General features: G+C 71.2%; 13 protein-coding genes. 7 read left to right on the top strand and 6 right to left on the bottom strand.

Translation table 11 applies throughout. The features are described from left to right. Window positions 1-140: 140 nt before the first annotated feature. Entirely contained in the window at window positions 141-5,126 is a 4,986-nt protein-coding gene (locus VF746_11180; GenBank protein ID HEX8692976.1) for a multicopper oxidase domain-containing protein, read from the top strand. Between the two features lie 777 nt (window positions 5,127-5,903). Continuing rightward, a complete protein-coding gene (locus tag VF746_11175) occupies window positions 5,904-6,344 on the top strand; it encodes a hypothetical protein (protein ID HEX8692975.1) in 441 nt (146 codons plus the stop codon). A gap of 242 nt (window positions 6,345-6,586) precedes the next feature. Here VF746_11175 and VF746_11170 read toward each other — a convergent pair whose 3' ends face one another. The 6 genes from VF746_11170 to VF746_11145 all read right to left on the bottom strand — a co-directional run bounded on the left by VF746_11170 (window position 6,587) and on the right by VF746_11145 (window position 15,130). After that, window positions 6,587-8,575 carry an ABC transporter ATP-binding protein gene (locus VF746_11170; GenBank protein HEX8692974.1) on the bottom strand — a complete coding sequence of 663 codons (1,989 nt, stop codon included), beginning with the start codon at window positions 8,573-8,575 and terminating at the stop codon, window positions 6,587-6,589. Further along, the gene (locus tag VF746_11165; protein ID HEX8692973.1) at window positions 8,572-10,389 is read right to left on the bottom strand and encodes a GMC family oxidoreductase; all 1,818 of its coding nucleotides are present in this window, start codon (window positions 10,387-10,389) and stop codon (window positions 8,572-8,574) included. The genes VF746_11170 and VF746_11165 overlap by 4 nt, the downstream gene beginning before the upstream one ends. Further along, window positions 10,376-10,786: a gluconate 2-dehydrogenase subunit 3 family protein gene (locus VF746_11160; protein HEX8692972.1), complete on the bottom strand. Its 411-nt coding sequence runs from the start codon at window positions 10,784-10,786 to the stop codon at window positions 10,376-10,378. Before VF746_11160 ends, VF746_11165 begins: the two co-directional genes overlap by 14 nt. Continuing rightward, complete coding sequence (locus tag VF746_11155) at window positions 10,783-11,148, bottom strand: helix-turn-helix transcriptional regulator (GenBank protein ID HEX8692971.1); 366 nt, start codon at window positions 11,146-11,148, stop codon at window positions 10,783-10,785. Before VF746_11155 ends, VF746_11160 begins: the two co-directional genes overlap by 4 nt. 490 nt (window positions 11,149-11,638) lie before the next feature. After that, the gene (locus VF746_11150) at window positions 11,639-12,568 is read right to left on the bottom strand and encodes a hypothetical protein (GenBank protein HEX8692970.1); all 930 of its coding nucleotides are present in this window, start codon (window positions 12,566-12,568) and stop codon (window positions 11,639-11,641) included. Between the two features lie 99 nt (window positions 12,569-12,667). Then, entirely contained in the window at window positions 12,668-15,130 is a 2,463-nt protein-coding gene (locus tag VF746_11145; protein HEX8692969.1) for an ABC transporter permease, read from the bottom strand. A 277-nt stretch (window positions 15,131-15,407) separates the two neighbouring features. On the opposite strand from VF746_11145, the gene VF746_11140 reads away from it, so the two are divergent. The 5 genes from VF746_11140 (at window position 15,408) to VF746_11120 (ending at window position 18,793) form a co-directional block, all read left to right on the top strand. After that, window positions 15,408-15,677: a PqqD family protein gene (locus VF746_11140; GenBank protein ID HEX8692968.1), complete on the top strand. Its 270-nt coding sequence runs from the start codon at window positions 15,408-15,410 to the stop codon at window positions 15,675-15,677. Continuing rightward, window positions 15,664-16,119 (top strand): lasso peptide biosynthesis B2 protein, encoded by a 456-nt coding sequence (locus VF746_11135; GenBank protein ID HEX8692967.1) that lies wholly within the window; start codon window positions 15,664-15,666, stop codon window positions 16,117-16,119. Before VF746_11140 ends, VF746_11135 begins: the two co-directional genes overlap by 14 nt. A gap of 298 nt (window positions 16,120-16,417) precedes the next feature. Further along, window positions 16,418-18,346 carry an asparagine synthase-related protein gene (locus VF746_11130; protein HEX8692966.1) on the top strand — a complete coding sequence of 643 codons (1,929 nt, stop codon included), beginning with the start codon at window positions 16,418-16,420 and terminating at the stop codon, window positions 18,344-18,346. Between the two features lie 110 nt (window positions 18,347-18,456). Continuing rightward, complete coding sequence (locus VF746_11125; protein HEX8692965.1) at window positions 18,457-18,579, top strand: hypothetical protein; 123 nt, start codon at window positions 18,457-18,459, stop codon at window positions 18,577-18,579. Between the two features lie 76 nt (window positions 18,580-18,655). Continuing rightward, a complete protein-coding gene (locus VF746_11120) occupies window positions 18,656-18,793 on the top strand; it encodes a hypothetical protein (protein ID HEX8692964.1) in 138 nt (45 codons plus the stop codon). The last annotated feature ends 44 nt before the right edge of the window (window positions 18,794-18,837 follow it).

The following is an 18,837-nucleotide window of genomic DNA, read 5'->3' as shown; positions in this document are numbered from 1 at the left end:
AGCACATAGCCACATTGTGCAGGGTCACGGGCAAATTTCTCTCCGACAAACATTTGCACGAATTCCGTCCGAATCGGTATCGCGCTTGCCAGGCGGTCGGCCGTCCCGAATTCCCCAACCCTCACAGCGGAGGACGGCCCATGAGCAGGACGAGCAGGCGGGTCGACGCGCCCCCCGGGGTGCGCGCGGTGGCGGCGGCGCTGGCGCTGAGCGCGCTGGCGGCGGGCGCGGCCCGGGCCCAGTGCACCGCGAGCAACACCGTGGTGGCCAACGTGGTGGCGCTGGACCAGCCGATCTTCTACAACCGGCTGGGCGCCAACGACCCGGCCGCCATGATGTACGCCCTGCGCGGCGACGTGGTGCCGATCAGCGGCACCACCGTCGGCGCGGGGAACGTGCGGCTGCGCGACGGCAAGCGCCCGCGCCCGCTGACGCTGCGCGTGAACGCCGGCGGCTGCCTGCAGGTCAACTTCACCAACCTGCTCTCCCCCACCCCCAAGAACGACCAGCCGGGCACCCGCGCCGCCAGCGTGCACGTGATCGGGATGCAGCTGGTGAGCTCCATCGCCGACGACGGCAGCAACGTGGGGAGGAACGCCAGCAGCCTGGTGGAGCCGGGGCAGAGCCGCACCTACACCCTGTTCGCCGAGAAGGAGGGGACGTACCTCCTCTACAGCACCGCCCAGACCACCGGCGGCGACGGCGACGGCGGGCAGATCAGCAAGGGGCTCTTCGGCGCCGTGAACGTAGAGCCGCAGGGCTCGGTGTGGTACCGGAGCCAGGTGACCGCCGAGGACCTGCGCCTGGCGCAGGCCCGGGACGCCGCCGGGGCCCCGCGCACCACCCCCGGCGGGCAGCCGGTGATCAACTACGCCGCGGTGTACCCCGCCGGGCACCCGCTGGCCGGCCGGCCGATCCTGAACATGAGGAACGGCCAGGAGATCGTGCACTCGGACCTCACGGCCGTCATCGCCGGGCCGGGGCCGGGGCGCATCCCCACGCAGTACGACTCGGTGGTGGCCGCGCGCGACCGGCACAAGCCCTTCCGCGAGTTCACCATCATCTTCCACGACGAGATCGGGATCGTCCAGGCGTTCAACAACGTCTTCGAGGACCCGAAGTTCGAGCACACCCTGCACTCGGGGCGCGACGCCTTCGCCATCAACTACGGCACCGGCGGCATCGGCGCCGAGGTGCTGGCCAACCGCTTCGGCGTGGGGCCGATGTTCGACTGCAACGAGTGCAAGTACGAGGAGTTCTTCCTCTCCAGCTGGGCGGTGGGAGACCCGTCGATGATCGTGGACGTCCCCGCCGACCGCGACCTGAACGGCGACGGGCGGCCCGACCCGGGGCGCAAGGCGACCAAGGCCTTCTTCCCCGACGACCCGTCGAACGTGTACCACAGCTACATGAACGACCACGTGAAGTTCAGGAACCTGCACGCCGGGCCCAAGGAGCACCACATCTTCCACCTGCACGCCCACCAGTGGCTGCACACGCCGAACTCCGACAACTCGACGTACCTGGACTCCCAGGCGATCGGGCCGGGCGCCGGCTTCACCTACGAGATCACCTACGACGGCGGGAGCAACCGCAACAAGACGCCGGGCGACGCCATCTTCCACTGCCACTTCTACCCCCACTTCGCCATGGGGATGTGGGGCCTGTGGCGGGTGCACGACGTCTTCGAGGCCGGCACCGTGCTGGACGCCGACGGCACGCCGGCGGCCAACGCGCGGGCGCTCCCCGACGGCGAGATCGCCGAGGGCACGCCGATCCCCGGGCTGGTGCCGCTGCCCACCTACGCGCTGGCGCCGATGCCGACGGCCACGCAGCCGGGCTTCCCGTTCTACATCCCGGGCTTGGCCGGGCACCGGCCGCCCCATCCCCCGCTCGACACCCGCTTCGACGGCGGGCTCCGGCGGCACGTGGTGCGCGACGGGGTGTCGGACTTCCCGCCGCTGAACCGCTTCGACTTCCACAAGGACAACCGCACCCTGATCGCCGACACGCTCCCCGAGGCGGGCACGGCGCTGGAGAAGAGCGCCATGGCGTTCCACGCCCGGCGCTCGCAGCCCACCTGGCGCTTCGACCCGGTGAGCGGCGCGGTGGTGGCCGACACCTTCCTCACCAACGGACGCCCCGCGGTGGAGGGCGCGCCCTTCGCCGACCCGTGCGTGGACGACCTGGGCCGGCCCACGGGGAGCCCGCGCACCTACAAGGCGGCCGACATCCAGATCGACGCGAAGTTCAACAAGGCCGGGTGGCACTTCCCGCAGCACCGCATGATCAGCCTGTGGGCCGACGTGGACTCGTTCCGCCTGGCCGTGCGCCCGCCCGAGCCGCTCTTCTTCCGCGCCAACACCGGTGACTGCATCACCTTCCACCTGGTGAACCTGGTGCCCAAGGAGTACCAGTTGGACGACTTCCAGGTGAGGACGCCCACCGACGTGATCGGGCAGCACATCCACCTGGTGAAGTTCGACGTCACCAGCTCCGACGGCGCGGCCAACGGCTTCAACTACGAGGACGGGAGCTTCTCGCCGGGCGAGACGCGCGAGCGGGTGGAGGCGATCCGCCGGCAGAACGGCTGCGCGGGCGTGGCGTCGGGAGACCCGCGCGACGGCACCTGGACCTGCCCCGTGGCCCGCGCGCACCCGTTCTTCGGCAGCGGCCCGAACGGCGAGTGGATCGGGGCGCAGGAGACGATCCAGCGCTGGTTCGTGGACGACCTCCGCAACAAGCAGGGGGTGGACCGGACGCTCCGGACCGTGTTCACGCACGACCACTTCGGCCCCTCCACCCACCAGCAGAACGGGCTGTACGCGGGGCTGGTGACCGAGCCGGCGGGCTCGCGCTGGCGCGACCCGGAGACGGGCGTCTTCTTCGGCACCCGCGCCCTGGACGGCGGCCCCACCAGCTGGCGGGCCGACATCCTCACGGCGCTGGCAGACTCGAGCTACCGCGAGTTCAACGTCCAGATCGCCGACTTCACCCTGGCCTACACGGCCGAGGCCAACCTGGCGCCCAAGACCTTCACCGACCGCGCCACCGGCGTCACCACGGTGGGGATCGCGGACCCGGCCAACGCCGTCAACCCGGCGGGGAAGTTCGAGGACGCGCTCCCGAACCTGCTGCAGCCGCCCGTCCGCAAGGGGCACTGCCCGAGCCCCGACGAGGGCGTGGCCGTCTCGCTCAACCTGCCGTGCCCGGAGCTCCTCTCGGCCGACGATCCCGGCACCATGACGGTGAACTACCGCAACGAGCCGATCGCGCTCCGGGTGCGCGACCCGGCCACCAACGCGCAGGCCGCGGGGCTGGCGGGCGACCTGGCCTACGCCTTCCAGAGCCGCACCGACCGGGCGGACGCGCGCTTCAACGTGCAGCCCGGCTTCTACCGGCCGCTCACCGGCGGGGTGGGAGGGGGCGACCCCTTCACGCCGCTGATGCGGGCCAAGGAGGGCGACCGCATCCAGGTGCGCGTGCTGGTGGGCGCGCACGAGGAGGGGCACAACTTCAGCATGCACACCCCGCGCTGGCTCTTCGAGCCGTCCGACAGCACCTCGGGCCTCAGGGCCAGCCAGATGATGGGGATCAGCGAGCACTACGAGTTCGTGCTCCCGCCCCTGCCCAAGAACTTCGTGGGGAGCCAGGCCGACTACCTGTACAAGGGCGGCTCGGCCACCGACGACCTCTGGAACGGGATGTGGGGGATCCTGCGCGGCTACGTCCGCGGGAACACGGCGCTGCTGGACCTCCCCAATAACACCGGCGGCAACTTCACCATCGCCAACGCGGGCGACTTCAACGGCGTCTGCCCCAAGACGTACGCCCCGGTCCGGTACGACGTGACGGCGGTGCTGGCGCGCGACGCGCTCCCGGGCGGCACCCTCACCTACAACTCGCGCCCGGGAGCGGCGGGGGTGGGGCCGCTGCACGACCCCACGGGGATCCTGTACGTGCGCACCAGCGACCTGGACGCTGCCGGCAAGCTCCTGCCGGGGGTGCCGGTGGAGCCCCTCATCCTGCGCACCAACGCCAGCATGTGCATGGAGGTGGTGCTGCGCAACCGGCTCCCGGCCACGGTCCCCGAGCTGGACGGCTACAACACGCTGCCGATGATCGTGGACCGCTTCAACGCCAACCACGTCCGGCCCTCGTCGCACGTGGGGCTGCACCCGCAGCTGCTCTCCTACGACGTCACGCGCGGCGACGGGATGAACGTGGGCACCAACCCGGTGCAGACGGCCGCCCCGGGGGGCTCGGTGACGTATCAGTGGTACGCGGGCGACCTGACGCTGCAGCCGAACGGGACGCTCAAGGCCACGCCGGTGGACTTCGGCGCGGTGAACCTGTCGCCCGCCGACCCGGTGGAGCAGCCCGGCAAGGGGCTGGTCGGAGCGCTGATCGTGGAGCCGCAGGCCGCCTGGTGGGAGGAGGGGATGTCCGGCGCGGGCCAGGGTGCCTCGCGCGCCGCGGCCCGGCTGGTGTACGACGACGGCTCGGGCGTGAAGGCGTTCCAGGAGTTCGTCCTCCTCTTCCAGGACAACCTCAACCTGCGCTTCGGCAACGGGGCGCCGATCCCGAACCTGGCGGAAGCCGAAGACCCGGAGGACTCGGGGCAGAAGGGGCTGAACTACCGGACCGAGCCCCTCTGGTTCCGCATGGGCTTCGCGCCGAACACGCCGCTGGAGCAGACGCGCGGCTTCAACTTCCGCAACTCGCTCAGCAACGTGCAGGTGGGCGGCGACCCGCAGACGCCCGTGTTCACGCACGAGGCGGGGAAGCGCGTGGTGTTCCGGGTGCTGGAGCCGGGCGGCCACGCCCGCAACCACGTGATGCAGGTGCACGGGCACGCCTGGCGGGAGCTGCCGCCGCTGCGCGACTGGTTCTACGGGCAGTGGGGCACCGAGAACCCGCTCTCGGAGCTGAAGGGCGCCGCGTGGGGCCACGGCCCCACCAACCACCTGGACCTGCGCATCCCGAGCGGCGGCGGGCAGTACGGGGTGCTGGGCGACTACCTGTACCGCGACCAGAGCTCGTTCCTGTTCGACGGCGGGCTCTGGGGGATCCTGCGGATCGTGCCGTACGTGGCGGTCCCCAACGGCGGCTGGCCCACCTGGTGAGGCGCGGGTAGGACGCGGTGATGCACAACGGGCGGCCCCGAAGCTCTTCGGGGCCGCCCGCTTTCTGAACGAACGACAACCGCCTTTCTCACGCAGAGGAAGCAGAGGCAGCAGAGAACTCACCGCCCGGCGTGGTTTCCTCTGCTGCCTCTGCTGACTCTGCGTGAGGCTATTCCGTTCTGGTTCAAACAGTAATACCGAATTCCAGGAATCAGTGTGCAATCCGGTCCTTTCGCGAACCATGTCATTCCGAGCGGCGCCGCGGCACCGATCCGGATTTCACTTCACACCTCAGCTGGGCGGCGCCCGAGGAATCTACTCACCCCGCCCGGACGCTGGCTTCGTGCATCGGTCCGGCCTCCTGCCGGCCGCGAGTAGATTCCTCGGGAGCCCGCCCGACTTCGGTGGCGAACGCGAGCTCAGCGCATCGGGCTCCACTCGGAATGACAGCTTCCCAATGCACAGCGAATCTCGAAAACGGTATAACACCCACGGTCACCTGGACCACCTCGCCAGCCTGCGCGAGTTCCTGAAGGTCTCTCGCACGACATCGACGTCTCGGTCTTCCTGGAGACGAAGAACACGAACTCCGGGACAACGATCACGGAGCTGCGCGACAGTCTGAACGCACGCGCCGGCCGTGGCGCGCTCGACTACCGGGACGCGGACGACCCCTGCGGGACGGGCAGCTCGGTCTGCATTTTCCTGCTGGAAGGCGGCGCGCGACTGCACGTCCTGAAGCCGAAGACCACCGATGCCAACGAGAACAACCGCTCGGTGGTCGCGAAGCTCGTAGGCCCCAACTCCGCGTCGTTCACGATGTGGATGGCGGGGGACGCGGAGCACGAGGCCATCGACTGGTTCGACAACACGGCATCCTACGATAGCAGTCCGGGGATGGACGTCGACGTTTTGAAGGCCGACCACCACGGCAGTTGCAACGGGATCACCAGCCGCCTGCTCGATCTGGTGACGCCCGCGTACGTGACGATGGGGGTCGGCAGCAGCAACGGGTACGGCCATGTGCACACGCAGACGAAGACACTGCTCAGCGGCCGCGCCGTTCCCTGGTACCGCACCGACACCAACGGAAGGATCACCATCACCACGCCGGGCACGGTGGGCGGCGGGTACACGGTGTCGGTGGCGTCCGGCACGGCGAGCATGGACGGCGCCTCGGACGCGACTTCCGCGGACACCGACTGCAACAGCCTGTGAGGCCCACTACGCGCCGGGCGCGCTACGCGGCAGCGGGTGCGCGGGCCGCGCACCGGCGGGCGGCGAGCGGGAGGTCCAAGCGGGGACCCGCCCGCGTGCGTGCCGGCCAATGGCGCGGGGTGTCCGTACACTAAATGTCTCTTTATGCACGGCGCGTTCCAGTTACTGTGCACCGTCCCATCTCCGCGTTTGGTCCACGCGCGGGACAACTCCGGAGTGCGGCCGGGTCAAGTCACTCCCAACTACCGGTACCCCGCAGCCTGCAGGCTGAAAAGCTCCGCATACAGTCCCCCGCGCTCCATCAACTCCTCGTGGGTGCCGTCCTCCACGGTCGTGCCGCCGGAGAGCACCACGATGCGGTCTGCCATCCGCACCGTTGAGAACCGGTGCGAGATCAGCACGGCCATCCGCCCCGCCATCAGTGCGGAGAACCGCGTGAACACCTCGTATTCCGCGCGTGCGTCGAGCGACGCCGTAGGCTCGTCCAGTATGATCAGCTGACCGTCGCGCATGTAGGCCCGCGCAAGCGCTACCTTCTGCCACTCTCCCCCGGAAAGGTCCACCCCCTCCTCGAAGTGGCGCCCGAGCATCTGCCGGTATCCGGAGGGCAGCCGCGGGAGCAGCGTAGATGCCAGCGATTGCTCCGCGGCCACTTTCAGCGGCCGCGGCAGCTGAACGCCGCCCACGTAGTCCGCGCCGTTTCCGTTCCCGTTCGCACGCGGGCCGTTCGGCGAGGCGGTGGCCGTCCCGGAGCCGTTCGCCTCCGCTCCCGCCGTCGCACCGGGAGCGCGCTCTACCGCCTCCAGGTACGGGAGGATCGCATCGATGTGGCCCACGCCGATGTTCTCGTCGAAGCGCATGGCGTAGCGGATGTAGTCCTGGAAGATCACGCTGATCGCCCGCCGCAACGACGCCACGTCGTAGTCGCGCAGGTCCACGCCGTCTAGCGTGATCCTCCCCTCGGTAGGGTCGTAGAGGCGAGCCAGCAGCTTGGTAACCGTGGTCTTCCCCGCACCGTTTTCCCCCACCAGCGCGATCCGCTCGCCGGGCCGGAGCCGGAACGAGGCGTGGCGCACCGCCCACCGGTCGCTTCCCGGGTATCGGAAGCCCACGTCCTCGAACTCGAACCCCTCCCGGATCGGGGTGGGCACCGCCCGCGCTCCGGGCTTCGAGGCGATGCGTGGCCGCATCTCGAAGAAGACGAACAGGTCGCGCAGGTACAGGCACTGCTCGTAGATCTCGCTCGCCGCCAGCAGGAGGCGCGCGATGAGGTCGCGGCTCCGCGTGAACGCTGCGGTGAGGAAGGTGAGCTGCCCCAGGGAGATCGCTCCTCGCACCGCCGAGAGCAGCACCGTCACGAACGCGGCGTAGTACCCCGCCGTCCCGATCGTTCCCAGCAGTGACGCCGAGATCCCCTTCCGGATCGAGAGGCGCCGATTCTCCTGATAGAAGCGCTCGGCCAGCACCCGGTAGCGGTCGGTCAGCCACCGAGCCAGCCCGAACATCTGCACCTCCTTCGCGGTCTCGGTGCTGGCGCCCACCATCCGCAGGTAGCCGAGCTGCCGGCGCTGCGGCGTGTAGCGGTACAGGAGCGAATACTCGAGCCCTGCGTAGTGCGTCTCTCCCAGGAAGCTGGGGAGGACGGCGGCCACGAGGAGGAGCCCCAGCCAGGGGCTGTAGGCGACCAGCGCGGTTCCCAGGCTCAGGAGCGTCAAGAGGTCCTGCCCGATGTTGAGGAGCTGCGCCAGGAGCCCGATCCGGTCGGTGGTGTAGACCCGTGCCCGCTCCAGGTGGTCGTAGAAACTGGGATCCTCGAACTGCTCCAGGTCCAGCGTGGCGGCGTGCTCCATCATCCGCACGCTCACGTGGTTCGAGAACAGGTCGCCCAGCAGGCTCTCGACCAGCGCCGACCCGCGTGCCAGCAGGTCTCCGGCGACGACGACCATGATTTCGACCGCCACATACCGCCACAGCGCCTCCACGTCGCCTGCGCCGCGGGTGAGCGCCACCACCTGGTCCACGATCAGCTTGCCGGTCCACAGCACCGTCACCGGCACCAGGGCACGAACCAGACGCAGCGCCACCATCGTAGCTGCGAAGGCCGGATGCGCCTCCCACACCAGGCGCAGGAAGGGCGGGACGTAGCGCAACGCCGCCACTCGCTCCCGCAGCCCCGGCGGGCGCTCGCCCGGCTGCTGCCACATCCTCCCGCGCAGCACGATCCCGCTCATGCGTCTTCCCGCGTGCCTGCGCCCTCTCCGGCCGCCGCCCTGACCGCGCGCCGCTCGTCCATCGAAGCGTCCTTTCCGCTACGGGTTCCCGCCGCCGGCGCCCGCCATCCGTGCGTCGCGCCCCGTCCCGCCGCGCGCGCCAGTTCTCCCGCACGGGCGCGGTCGGCGATGTAGTCCGCCGTCCGGAAGCTGTTCGCCAAGATCGTGAGGGTGGACGGCGCGCCCCCCGACGTCGGCATGAAGCTGCCGTCGACCACGAACAGGTTGGGGATCTCGTGCGCGCGGCAGAACTCGTTCAGGACCGAGCCGGCCGGATCGCGCCCAGCCCGGCACGTCCCGTGGACCATCACCGTGGCGGTGCGCCCGGCCTCGCCGGGGATGAGCTCGTCGGCGCCGGCCGCCTCCAGCACCTCCAGGCCACGCGCGCGTAGCCACGCGCCGGCCGCGCGGTGATGCGCCGGCTCCTCCAGGTAGATGCGTGCGACGGGAATCCCCCGGTGGTCGCACACGTCCGGATCCAGCTCGACGCGGGTGCGCGCGTTGGGAAAGAAGTCGTGGAAGACCTCGAACTCCACCTCGCGCGCATCGCGGAAGTACGCGCGGAGCCGCTCCTTCAGCCGCGCACCCCACAGCGGGCCCGTAGGTCCCTCGAACGCGATCCGCTCGGCCGCCTCTATGGGGTACGTGCGCTGCATGTCGAAGCGCAGGAGCCCGCCCTTTGCGTATGCCGCCGCGCCGGCGGGGAGGAAGTAGTGGTCCATCACCGAGCGCCCCAGGAACGGGGTGCGATCGGAGAGGCCTTTGCCGGGGTGACGGTCGTAACGGAAGCGCGCGCGCCCGTCGGAGGTCGCGTGGAACTGCAGGTGGCGACCGACCCGTCCGCTCCCGTTCGCCAGCCCATCCGGGAAGGATGGGCACGCCGAGAGGAGGAGCAGGCGCGCCGTCTCCACGGCCGAGGCGCACACGCAGACCACGCGTGCGCGGACGCGGTGCTCGGCCCCGGCCGGATCCAGGTACAGGCACCCGTCGGCGCGGCCGCGGGCGTCCACGGTGACGCGGTGCACGGTGGCCCCTGCGCGCACCTCGCACCGCCCGGTGGCCTCGGCGCGGGGGTGCAGCGCCTCCTGCGTGCTCCCCCGCGCGCCCGCCGGGCAGCCGTACCCGGCGCAGAAGTCACACAGCTCGCACGCCGGCCGGCCGGCGTACGGACGCGAGTTGATGCCGCGCGGGGTGGCGAAGGCGGTGAGCCCCAGCCGTTCGCAGGCGGCATCCACGTGCGCGGCCAGCGGGTGGGAAGGGAGGGGCGGCAGGGGGAGAGAACGGGAGCGGCGCCCCTCGTACGGGTGCGTGGCGCCGGCGCCGGAGACGCCGACTGTCCATTCCGCGCGGACGTAGTAGCGCTCCAGCGCGTCGTAGCCGTACGGCCAGTCCTCCACCTCCTCGAAGGCACCCAGCCTGGAGCGAAGGCGGAAGTCGTCCGGGTGGAAGCGGTAAAGCGAGGCGCCCATGTGGGCGGTCCCTCCGCCCACGCAGCAGGCCAGCCACCCCAGCCAACTGCGCTCGGGCGCCGCCGGTTCGCCACCCCCCCTGTAGCGCACCAGCACGTGCGGCTCGCTCGATGTCGGTGGGACGAAGAAGCCCGGCCGATCGGCGTGGAGGAGCTCGTCGTGACGGTAGTCGGCGCGCGCGTGGCGCGGGCCCTTCTCCAGCACCAGCACGTCGAACCCGGCGCGCGAGAGCCGGAGCGCCAGCGGTCCCCCGCCCGCGCCGCTGCCGATCACCAGGACGTCGCGGACGTCGTCACCGGAGCGCATCGGCGACTCCCGCGGTGCGCGGATGGGGGGTGAAGCCGGCGAACTTCCACCCCGCGCCCCCGCGGTTCCCCCCGTGCTCCGGGGCGCAGAGGAAGCCGCGGATGGCCAGTTGCACCAGCATCCGGAGGCAGCGCTGCGCCGAATGGTGCGGAACGCGCCCGAGCTCTTCCAGAACGCCGTCGCGCTGCTCGCCCGAGCACGCCGCGAACGGCGCGCCCCACATCCCCTCTGCCAGGGAGTCCAGCAGCGCGAGCCCCACCGAGAGCCGTTCGGCTGCGGCGCTCGGGTCGGAGCGCGCGGCCAGACGCTCCGCGTATCCGGCTGCGCCGGCTTCCGCGGCGCCGGGAAGGACGCACTCCAGGGCGGCGGTCAGGGTGGCACGCTCGGCCGGACTCACGGGCGCACGTCCGCGCGGATATACGCCGCTTCAGAGTCCTCCGTGGCTCCCCGGGCCATCCGCGCGCGGTACTCGCCGGGAGTGCAGCCGAAGCGGCGCCGGAAGGCGGGATAGAAGGTCTGGAGGTTGGCATACCCGACCGACTGCGCGGCCTCCGAGGCGGTGAAGTGTCCACGCGCGAGCAGGTACGCCGCCGCGTCCAGCCGCAGCGATTCGATGTAGCCCTTGATCGAAACCCCAACCTCGTGCTTGAAACGGCACGAGACGTTGTGGTCGCCGATCCCGCAGCGCTTCTTCAGTTGCTTGACGGTGAGCGCGCCCTGAAACACCTCGTCGTGGATACTGTGCAGCAGGCGCCGCACGTGCCATGACACCCCCTGTACGGGCGCGAGACGGGCATGTTGGAACCGGTGCAACTCCGCCTCTACTTCTGGGCGCCTTGGCATCGGGTGCTCCCGTCGGGGGTGCCCGGCAACGGTGTTGTGATAACACATTTCAGGCCAAATATAGAGGTAACTAACGAGACTTGGCAAGGATAAAATTACAAGGTATGTCTAATCCGATGCGGTATCCTTCGTGGGGTGACAGGCAAGTTTTTCACCTGAATCTTCCCGTGCTTCGCATGAGCGCGGTAGTTTTCCTAGAAGGGCGTCATCCATGGCGCATTCGATTTGTACATGCGTTATCAGACTGAAAAGGAAGTAGCGTCGTTCTGGCCGGTGCTGGACTGCGGGCGGCGCTCACGTGGGCTGATCCCGGCCGACGTGGCCCGGTTCGAACTGCGGCGCCGCCTTCCGCTCGCGAGAAAACCAGCGTGCGCCCGCCGTCGCCGCCCGACGCCGGGCCGCGGCGTCAGTGGTGCGACCCGGTGGCCGGTGTGGCGGTGCCGTTCGACAGGGAGCGGTAGACCATCTCCACGAACCGGGCGGGTGCCACGGGGCCCCGGCCCCAGCGCGCGTCGAACTCGGCGGTCGGACGCGAGGCGACGACCTCCTCCAGCTTCCTCCCCGCGGCCACCATCGGCTTCACGCGGTCCCGCACCGCCACCAGCATGGTGAGGTAGTCCGCCAGATCCTGCCAGCTGGCCAGGGGCCCTCGGCCGGGGACGATCGGCTCGACCAGGTCCTTGTATTCGCGGTAGGTGTCCACGAACTCTTTAGCGGTGCGGATCAGGCCCTCCACCGACCCGCCGTGCTCCAGGTCGAGCGCCGGGTAGCCGTCGCTGGTGAAAAGGCTGCCCAGGTAGAGGAACTGCCGGTCCTCGAAGTGCACGATCACGTCGCCGTCGCTGTATCCGGCCGGGTGGTGCACGGCGTGAATCTCGTCGTCGTTGATGCGGATCTGGAAGACGTTCGAGAAGCCCAGCATGGGAAGGCGCCGTAGCGCCGTGCTGTCGTTGCGCGCCTCCCGCCGGATTCTGTTGCGGATCCCCTCGTGCGCCACCACCACGGCGCCGTCTCGCGTCCACCCCGCGTCGCCCGCGCGCACCGCCGAGTCGCCGGTGGTGGCCAGCACGTAGCGCACGCGGGTCGGGGGGAGAGACGCCAGCACCTGGCGCGTCCGGGCCACCAGCGACGGCGTCTGGTGCCCCACTAGGAACGCGCCGTCGCTCCCCAGGTGGACCAGCAGGTTTCCGGTCGAGTCGGAGACGAGGCGCACGTCAACGGGGAGCGGCGGAACAGCCGCTTCCGCTGCGGGCTGGCGCTGCGCGGCCAATGGCGGCGAGAGGAGGAGCGCCGCGGCCGCGAGGGCGCCGGAGATGCGTCGCAGGGAACGGATCATGTCGGAACCCAGGGTTGCGTGGAGGTCGGTCGGCCACCGGGCGCGGGAAGTTCCCCTCGGGAAAGTCCGCATGGACCGGCGGTCAGAGGGTCGAAGGGGTCACTCGGCCTTGAGCGCGGCTGCCGGGTCGACGCGGCCGGCGCGGCGTGCCGGGACGAAGGTGGCGCCCAGTACCACAACGAAGAGGAGCGCCGACATGGTCACGTACGCGGCCGGGCTGCTGGGGCTGACCCCATACAGGAGCCCGCGCAGGATGCGGGTGAGCGCGAACGCGGGGAGGAGCCCGGCCGCGATCCCGCCGGCGGCCAGCACCACCCCCTGCCGCACGACCATCCGGCGCACCGCGCCCGGGGTGGCCCCCAGCGCGAGCCGCACACCGATCTCGCGGGTGCGGGCGCCCACCGTGTACGAGACCAGACCGTAGATCCCGATCACCCCCAGGAAGAGGGCGGAGGCGGCTGCCGCGAGCAGCAGGAGCATGGTGAGCCGGGTGCGCGCGGAGGCGGCCTCCACCACCTCCTCCAGCGTGCGCACGCGGGCCAGCGGCACCTTCGGGTCGAGTTCGCGCACGGCCTGGCGCACCGCCGCGGCCAGGGTGGCTGGGGGGACGGCGGCGCGCACCACCACGGTCATGTCGCGCGGGTAGACGGGCACCGGGACCTCCGCGCCGCCGGGGAGACGCGGGTCGTCAATCACGGGGAAGTACAGCGCTCGCGCTCCCCCACCGGTCAGCGATTCTCCGGGAACGTCTTCGGCCACGCCGGCCACGGCGTACGCCGGGCCGTCCACGCCCACGCGCACCCACCGCCCGACCGGGTTCTCGCCGCGGAACAGCGCGCGCGCCAGCGCTTCGCTCAGGATCACCGGCGGCGCGCCGCCCGCGAGGTCGGTGGGCTCGAAGCCGCGTCCCCGCCGAAGCGGGATGCGCATGGCCGCGAAGTAGCCGGGCGAGGCGAGGTTGAGCGAGGCCATGGGCGGCGTCACGCGCACGCCGGCCTCCGCCGGGTCGGGCGCGACGGGCGAGGCGAGGAACTCCGGGACGGGGGAGAGCGGCAGGGTGCCCGCCACCTCGGCGGCCTGCACGCCCGGGAACTGCCGCAGGCGGGCGAGGAGGGCGTGGTGGAAGCGCGCCCCGTCCTGGTACGCGGGGTATTCGCGGAAGGGGAGTGACACCTCCACCGCCAGGGTGCTCCGGGGGTCGAACCCGAGCTCGACCGCGCGCAACCGGCGGAAGCTCTGCACCATCACCGCCGATCCGATCAGCAGCGCCAGCGCGAGCGCCACCTGCAGCAGGACGAGGAGGCCCTGCACCCGGCGCGTATGGGGGCCGTAGGTGGACCGCGTCCCCGAAAGCGCGGCGGTGAGTCGCCCGCGGGCGGCGCGCAGCAGCCCCAGAGTCGCCGGGAGCGCGGCCGCCACCACCGCGGCAGTCAGCACCAGCGCCATGGTGGCCGCGCTCACCCGGACCTCGTGGAGGCGAGGGATCTCGCCGGGCGCGAAGCCGAAGCGCGCCCGCACCGCCACTTCGGCCAGCGCGAGCCCCAGGGCGGCCCCCGCCCCCGCGACCAGCATCGCCTCTCCCAGGAAGCGCGCGGCCAGGTCGACCCCGCCCGCCCCCAGCGCCCGCTCCACCGCAACCTCTCCTTGCTGCCGCTCGGCGCGCGCCAGGAAGAGCGTGGCCACGTTGGCACATGCGATCAGGAGGACGAAGGCCGCGGTGCACAGCAGGATCATCAGCGCCGGGCGGACGTCGCCCACCAACGCCTCCTTCAGCGGCACCACGACCGGACGCAGGCCGGACTCGCGCAGCAGCTCTGGCGTGGCGTCGCCGTACGCCTCGGGGAGGGCAGCGGTGAGCCGACGCAGGTCGGCCTCGGCGGCGGCGGGGCTCACCCCGGGCCTGAGCCGCCCCACCGAGCCCAGGTAGAGGGCGTGAATCCCGGACTCGGTCGCCTGTACGGGGAGCGCGTACCACACCTGCGTCTCCGGGCGGGGGAAGTCGAACGCGGGCGGGAGCACCCCCACCACCTTTCGAGGGAGCCGGTTCAGCTCGATAGAGCGGCCCACGATCCCAGGATCTCCGCCGTAGCGCCGCATCCAGAAGGCGTGGCTGATCACCACCACGGGCGTCGCGTCGGGGAGGGCATCATCCGGGGTGAAGAGCCGCCCCAGCGCGGGCGTCACGCCCAGCGCGCCGAAGACGCCGGGCGTGACCAGCGCGACCTGCACCCGCTCGGGATCGCCGTCGGTGGCGTTGACCACGTTCTCCACCCACACGCCCATCGCTTCGAGGACGCGGTTGTGCGCCCGGTAGTGCAGGTAGGTGCCGTCCGACAGTCCGGCGTCGGCAACGTCCAGCCCGGGGGCGGCGTGGCGGAGCGCGACCAACCGCTCGGCGGCGGGGTAGGGCAGCGGACGGAGAAGGACGGCGTCCACTAGGGTGAAGACGGCGGCCGTGGCGCCGATCCCGAGCGCCAGCGTGAGCACCGCGGCGGCGGTGAAGCCGGGCGCGCGGCGCAGGCGGCGGCCCGCGCGTAGGAGAGTGGTGAGGAGCGTCTCCATGCCACGCCTCGCAGCGAGGGGGATGACCGGGCGGGTCTGCGCCGGCCACGATCAATTGTTTCTGACAGAAACAAGGATGTCAAGGGCGCACTTCGAGGGACGTCACGTGCGTAGGAAGAGTGAAGACAGAGGATGAAGACGAATTTTGAAGATGGCGGGCGAAGATGAAAAACGAAGAACAATTTTGCTTGAAACGTGGCGTGGCGCCCATATGTTCGCTCCAGTGGCGGCCGGTTCGACCCGGACCGCCTCGCCTCCATCCGGAAGGAGCCGGCGCATGAACGACTCCGTTGTCATCCCAGGCCACGTCCGCTCGGTCATCGATCCCGACGGCGCGGTGGTCCTCGACCTCAGGAAGGGAAAGTACTACTCGCTGAATGGCGTAGGGACGGCGATCTGGCAGCAGCTGGAAGCCGGACGTACCCTCGCTGAGATTGCGGCGCACCTGTGCGAGCGCTATGGAGCGCCCGGCGACGAGGTGCGGCGCGACGTCGCCGACTTCGTCGACACCCTTCAGCGCCGGGCACTGGTCGATGTCCGGAGCTGACCTCCAGGCCGCCGCCCCGCCGGTTGCGGTCGCCGCGGCGCGGACGAGCGCGGCGCCGGGCGTGCTTGCGTGCGTCTGCGGGTGGCTCCTCTTGGCCGCGACCGACATGGTGCTCATGCTGGCCGGCTTCCACCGCTTCTACGGTCTGGTGCGCGGCTGTCCCACCCTGGGCACGGCGCCGCGTGAAGCGCGCGACGTGCGGGTCCGGACGCTGTGCGCGGCCGTGGACCGGGCGCAGAGCTACTACCTGAAGCGCGCTTGGTGCCTGCAGCGCTCGGCGGCCGCGGTCTGCCTTCTCCGGCTCCGCGGCGTGCCCGCCGACCTGGTGGTCGGGGTGCAGAAAATCCCCTTCTACGCCCACGCGTGGGCCGAGGTGGACGGTGTCGTCGTGAACGACTCTCCCTCGGTCAAGGCGATGTACCCGGAGATCGCGCGGTGCTGAAGCGGGGCCGGGACGAGGCGGTTCCTCGGGCGGCTCTTCGGGGCGGCACCGGCTCCGCCCGGCTCACCGGCTGACTCCGGACTCGGGAGCGCCAGCTTCCATGATCACGCCAAGGAGGAGCCATGGGCAGAGAGCGCGCGTATGAGTTCCCGGAACTCGCGGAACTCGGTGCGGTGGAGCAGGTGACGCGCGGGTCCGGCCCCACGTACGTCGACGCGTGCGGATGCGCCGCGCCAAGGCCGAGTATTGACCCGCCGGAGTGGGACGGGCCCGCGCTGCGCCCGAAGAGCGCGATCCGATGAGCGCGCTCGCCGGGGCGTACTCGCGCGGCGGCGCCGCGCTTCCCCGCCGCGTGCTGACGCGCATGAGCGTCGCCCTGGCGGACATCGGCCCCGACGGCGAGAGCGCGGCGTGGGGCGGGCGGGTGGGGATGCTCTTCCGGCCCTTCCACACCGACCGCCAATCGCGCCGCGCGCAGCAGCCGCTGGCCGCGCGGGACGGGTGGCTCCTTGCCTTCGACGGGCGGCTGGACAACGCCGCCGAACTGCGCGCGGAGTTCGGCCCCGGCGCGGGCGCCGCCGACGTCGAAGTCGCGCTGGCGGTGCTCCGCGCCCGGGGGGCCCGGGCACTGCCGCGCATGGTGGGCGACTTCGCACTGGCCTGCTGGGACCCGGACGGCGAGCGCCTCCTCCTGGCGTGCGACGCGCTGGGAAGGCGGGCGCTGTACTACCGCTGGACGCCCGAACACCTGTTCTGGTGTTCGCGCGCCCGGCCGCTGCTGAACTCGCTGGGCGCCTCGGCCGAGCTGGACGAGGAGTTCCTCGCCGACTTCCTGGTCAACCGCCCCTCGCCCGCCACGCCCTTCCGCGGCGTCAGCGTGCTGCCGGCCGGGCACGTGCTGGTCGTGGACCGTGGCGGCGCGCGGTGCACCCGCTACTGGGCGCCGGATCCGCAGCGACGCATCGAGTACCGCTCCGACGCCGAGTACGAGGCGCACTTCGCCGCGGTGCTGGAGGAAGCGGTCGCCTGCCGGCTCCGCGCCGACGCGCCCGTGTACTGCAACCTCAGCGGCGGGCTCGACTCCACCTCGCTGGTGTGCGTGGCCGACGACCTGGTGCGCGCCGGCCGTGTCGAGGCGCCCGAGTTGCGGACCGTCTCGTACGTGTTCGACGGAGCGGCCAGTTCCGACGAGCGCCGCTACATCACCCCAGTCGAGGCACGCCTGGGCCGGGCCGGCCTGCACGTCTCCGAGCTGCGTCATCCGATCCTCGCCCCCTTCCCGGCCTCGCTCCGCCCGGACGCCCCCGCCAACCAGCTCTCCTTCCTGGCGCGCCAGGACCACGTCACGCGCGAGATGGCGTCGCACGGCGCCCGCGTCCTCCTCTGCGGCATCGGCGGCGACCATGTCCTCTGGAGCACGCCTCCCGATGCACTCCCCCTCGCCGACCTCGCAGCCGCGGGGAAGGTGAGCGCGCTGCTGCGCGCCGCCGCGGAGTGGTCTCGGGCACTCCGCTGGCCCTACTTCAAGACGCTGTGGTCCGGCGCAGTCTGGCCGCTCCTGCCCCGGAGGGTGCAGGCATGGCAGCGCGAGGAGCCGCTGGGCGAGTGGATCGACCCGCGCTTCGCCCGGCGGATGGGACTGCGCGAGCGCATGGTGGGGATGCCCGCGGACGGGGTGCGCTTCCGCCGCCCCAGCCAGACGCTCCAGTACGAGCTGATCCGGCGGGCCATGCGCTTCCCGGTCTTGGAGTGGCTCTCCAGCACGGGGCACGTGGACGTGCGCTACCCGTTCCTGGACCGGCGCCTGGTGGAGTTCGCGCTGGCGATCCCGCTCGGGCAGCTCGTTCGTCCGCACGAGACCCGCTCCGTGGTGCGGCGCGCACTGCGGGGCGTCATCCCCGAGGAGGTGCGCACCCGCCGCAGTAAGGCCGGCCCCGACGAAGCGTTCCACCGCGCGCTGATCCGCGAGTGGCCGCGCCTGGAGCCGCTCTTCGCCGACTCGAGGGCGGCGGCGCTCGGTGTGGTGGACGGCGGCGCGCTGCTAAACGCTCTGAGGCGGGCGCGCCACGGCATCGTCGTCAATAGCTCGCAACTCCTGCGGACGGTCTCGTTGGAGCTGTGGCTGCGCACGCTTGAAGCCGGTGAACCTTCGAACGGTCCTGGCGAGGGCTCCGCGCTCTCGCGGAGCGAGGAAGTCGAGGCTGGCGCCACTCCGGCTGCACTCTGAGAGGGTGTTAGGCGTGCGTGGCGGCGCAGCTTCTTGGAGAGGGCACGTGCTGCGGGTCCCCTCCGATCCCGCCCCCAAGGGGCATAACCATCCAATCCAAGGAGGCAGCGATGATGTACGAACGGCCCGAGATCCTGGAAGTCGGCCAGGCCCAGACCCTCACACTCGGCACCGCCGGCGTGAACACCGACGCCTGCGGCTGCAGCGTCCCGAGAACGGACACGTCGCGGTAGGAGGAAGTCCGCCGGAGGAGCGCCTCCTCCGATCTCGCCCCTTTCAGGGGCATCACCGTCCACTGCTGGAGGGAACATGCCGTACGAGCGGCCCGAGATCCTGGAAGTCGGCCAGGCCCAGACCCTCACGCTCGGCACCACCGGCGTGAACACCGACGCCTGCGGCTGCAGCGTCCCGCGGGCCCCGTCGCAGACACTCCCGGGCGTCGACTAGCGGAAGCCTGCCGGAGAGGGGCGCTCGGGTTCCCGGGCCCCTCT

The sequence above is a fragment of the Longimicrobium sp. genome (assembly GCA_036389795.1).
Lineage (GTDB): Bacteria > Gemmatimonadota > Gemmatimonadetes > Longimicrobiales > Longimicrobiaceae > Longimicrobium.
Note: the sequence above shows the minus strand (reverse complement) of the source record. Positions and strands in the feature narration are given on the sequence as shown.